This window comes from Corynebacterium sp. HMSC064E07 (genome assembly GCF_001815745.1).
Lineage (GTDB): Bacteria > Actinomycetota > Actinomycetes > Mycobacteriales > Mycobacteriaceae > Corynebacterium > Corynebacterium jeikeium_D.
Genome location: NZ_KV821795.1, coordinates 1 through 3,535, shown reverse-complemented (window position 1 = coordinate 3,535; position 3,535 = coordinate 1). Strand labels below are relative to the sequence as shown.

Genomic DNA, 3,535 nt, shown 5'->3' with positions numbered 1-3,535 from the left:
TTATGCCGGCGGCGACCTACTCTCCCACACCCTCCCGAGTGCAGTACCATCGGCGCTGGTGGACTTAGCTTCCGGGTTCGGAATGGGACCGGGCGTGACCCCACCGCTAACACCACCGACAAAAACCAGGCAACAACCCATCCCCACCACAACGGGTGGGTGGTGTCATGCCAGACACTGAATAACGGACGCGAGCAAAAACCCTGTAATTCACACTTTGTGTGTTGAATGTTTGGTCTATTAGTACCGGTCACCTCCACACCTTACGATGCTTCCAGATCCGGCCTATCAACCCCATCATCTATAGGGGACCTCAAAAGAAACCTAATCTTGGAACAGGCTTCCCGCTTAGATGCTTTCAGCGGTTATCCCTTCCGTACGTAGCCAACCAGCCATGCCCCAGGCGGGACAACTGGCACACCAGAGGTACGTCCATCCCGGTCCTCTCGTACTAGGGACAGCCTTCCTCAAGTTTCTACGCGCGCGGCGGATAGAGACCGAACTGTCTCACGACGTTCTAAACCCAGCTCGCGTGCCGCTTTAATGGGCGAACAGCCCAACCCTTGGGACCTACTCCAGCCCCAGGATGCGACGAGCCGACATCGAGGTGCCAAACCATCCCGTCGATATGGACTCTTGGGGAAGATCAGCCTGTTATCCCCGGGGTACCTTTTATCCGTTGAGCGACACCGCTTCCACAAGCCGGTGCCGGATCACTAGTCCCTAGTTTCCTACCTGCTCGACCTGTCAGTCTCACAGTCAAGCTCCCTTGTGCACTTACACTCAACACCTGATTGCCAACCAGGCTGAGGGAACCTTTGGGCGCCTCCGTTACTCTTTGGGAGGCAACCGCCCCAGTTAAACTACCCACCAGGCACTGTCCCTAACCCGGATCACGGGCCGAGGTTGAGATGTCCAATACGATCAGAGTGGTATTTCAACAACGACTCCACCCCAACTGGCGTTGAGGTATCACAGTCTCCCACCTATCCTACACAAACCGAACCGAACACCAATACCAAGCTATAGTGAAGGTCCCGGGGTCTTTTCGTCCTGCCGCGCGTAACGAGCATCTTTACTCGTACTGCAATTTCGCCGGGTCTGTGGTTGAGACAGCAGGGAAGTCGTTACGCCATTCGTGCAGGTCGGAACTTACCCGACAAGGAATTTCGCTACCTTAGGATGGTTATAGTTACCACCGCCGTTTACTGGGGCTTAAATTCTCCGCTTCGACCCACAAAGGGTCTAACAGGTCCTCTTAACCTTCCAGCACCGGGCAGGCGTCAGTCCGTATACATCGACTTACCCGTCTTCGCACGGACCTGTGTTTTTAGTAAACAGTCGCTTCCCTCTATTCTCTGCGGCCACAACCAGCTCAACCACGTCGGTCACCAGTCATGGCCCCCCTTCTCCCGAAGTTACGGGGGCATTTTGCCGAGTTCCTTAACCACAGTTCTCCCGATCGCCTTAGTATTCTCTACCTGACTACCTGTGTCGGTTTCGGGTACGGGCCGTATATCCACATCGCTAGAGGCTTTTCTCGGCAGCATAGGATCACCAACTTCCCCAAAACGGGTACGCATCACGCCTCACCCACATGTGCTCCGGATTTACCTAGAACACGGGCCACACGCTTACACCACGATATCCATCACGTGGCACGGCTACCTTCCTGCGTCACCCCATCACTTGGCTACTACCAGTTCAGGTCCCCAGCATCACACACACCAACCAACCTAAAAGGCTAGTAAACGGCGCGTGTTCAGGTGGGTTAGTATCCCTGATTCACCATGGGCGCGGACACACGGGTACGGGAATATCAACCCGTTATCCATCGACTACGCCTGTCGGCCTCGCCTTAGGTCCCGACTCACCCTGGGAGGATTAACCTGGCCCAGGAACCCTTAGTCATTCGGCGGAGGAGTTTTCCACTCCTCATTCGCTACTCATGCCTGCATTCTCACTCGCGCACACTCCACACTAGGGTTACCCCAGCGCTTCACAGCAGTCACGCGACGCTCCCCTACCCAACCACCAAAAGGTGATTGCCGCGGCTTCGGCGGTGTACTTGAGCCCCACTACATTGTCGGCGCAGAACCACTCGACCAGTGAGCTATTACGCACTCTTTCAAGGATGGCTGCTTCTAAGCCAACCTCCTGGTTGTCTTCGCGATCCCACATCCTTTTCCACTTAGCACACCCTTAGGGGCCTTAGCCGGCGATCTGGGCTGTTTCCCTCTCGACTACGAAGCTTATCCCCCGCAGTCTCACTGCCGTGCTCTGACCTCACCGGCATTCGGAGTTTGGCTGATGTCGCTAAGATGATAGTCCCGCTAAACCAACCAGTAGCTCTACCTCCAGGAGGAAACACACGACGCTGCACCTAAATGCATTTCGGGGAGAACCAGCTATCACGGAGTTTGATTGGCCTTTCACCCCTACCCACAGCTCATCCCCTCAGTTTTCAACCTAAGTGGGTTCGCGCCTCCACAGAGTCTTACCTCTGCTTCACACTGGCCATGGGTAGATCACCCCGCTTCGGGTCCAGGACATGCCACTGACAACACACTAGTTAGTATTCGCTTTCGCTACGACTACCCCACCAAACGGGTTAACCTCGCGACATGCCGCTGACTCGCAGGCTCATTCTTCAAAAGGCACGCCATCACCCCACAAAAAAGGGCTCTGACGGATTGTAAGCACATGGTTTCAGGTACTATTTCACTCCCCTCCCGGGGTACTTTTCACCATTCCCTCACGGTACTAATCCGCTATCGGTCATAAGCAGGTATTTAGGCTTACCGGGTGGTCCCGGCAGATTCACAGCAGATTCCACGAGCCCGCTGCTACTCGGGCAACACACCAATTGCACGCACGAGTGTTTCACGTACCGGACTCTCACCGTCTACGGCAGGACATTCCAATCCACTTCCGCTACACCCACACAACACAACGCAGGGCTAGCAGACCCTGCAAAGTGCATCCCCACAACCCCACGCACGCAAACCCTGCCAGGTATCACACGCACGCGGTTTAGCCTCATCCACGTTCGTTCGCCACTACTAACGGAATCACAATTGTTTTCTACTCCTACGGGTACTGAGATGTTTCACTTCCCCGCGTAACCACCAATTAGACTATGAATTCATCTAACGGCGACCGCCCACAACGACGGCCAGGTTTCCCCATTCGGACACCCTCGGATCAACGCTCAGTTGGCAGCTCCCCGAGGCCTATCGCAGCCTCTCACGTCCTTCATCGGCCTACTATGCCAAGGCATCCACCATGCGCCCTTACAACACAACACACAAACAAATAACTAAGAACAATCACAAACAGAAAAACTGCTTGACAAAATCGAACTTACAGAAAAACAAGATGCTCGCGTCCACTATCCAGTTCTCACACAACACCCACACACCACACACAAACCACCACAAAAGCAGCCTGCCCGCAGCACGCAGCAACCTGTAAACAGGAACAACAACATGTGTCATCCCAGACACCCAACAGCGCACCAACAACCAACCAACAC

1 protein-coding gene and 2 rRNA genes are annotated in these 3,535 nt (G+C 54.7%); all 3 read right to left on the bottom strand.

What is annotated here, in order from left to right; all coding sequences use genetic code 11:
* Window positions 1–3 precede the first annotated feature (3 nt).
* A 5S ribosomal RNA gene (gene rrf / locus HMPREF3053_RS00930) occupies window positions 4–120 on the bottom strand.
* Between the two features lie 99 nt (window positions 121–219).
* A 23S ribosomal RNA gene (locus tag HMPREF3053_RS00925) occupies window positions 220–3,307 on the bottom strand.
* Window positions 3,308–3,329: 22 nt separating this feature from the next.
* Window positions 3,330–3,535, bottom strand: a 206-nt coding sequence (locus HMPREF3053_RS11145; RefSeq protein ID WP_210400034.1) for a hypothetical protein, incomplete at its 5' end; no start/stop codon positions are given.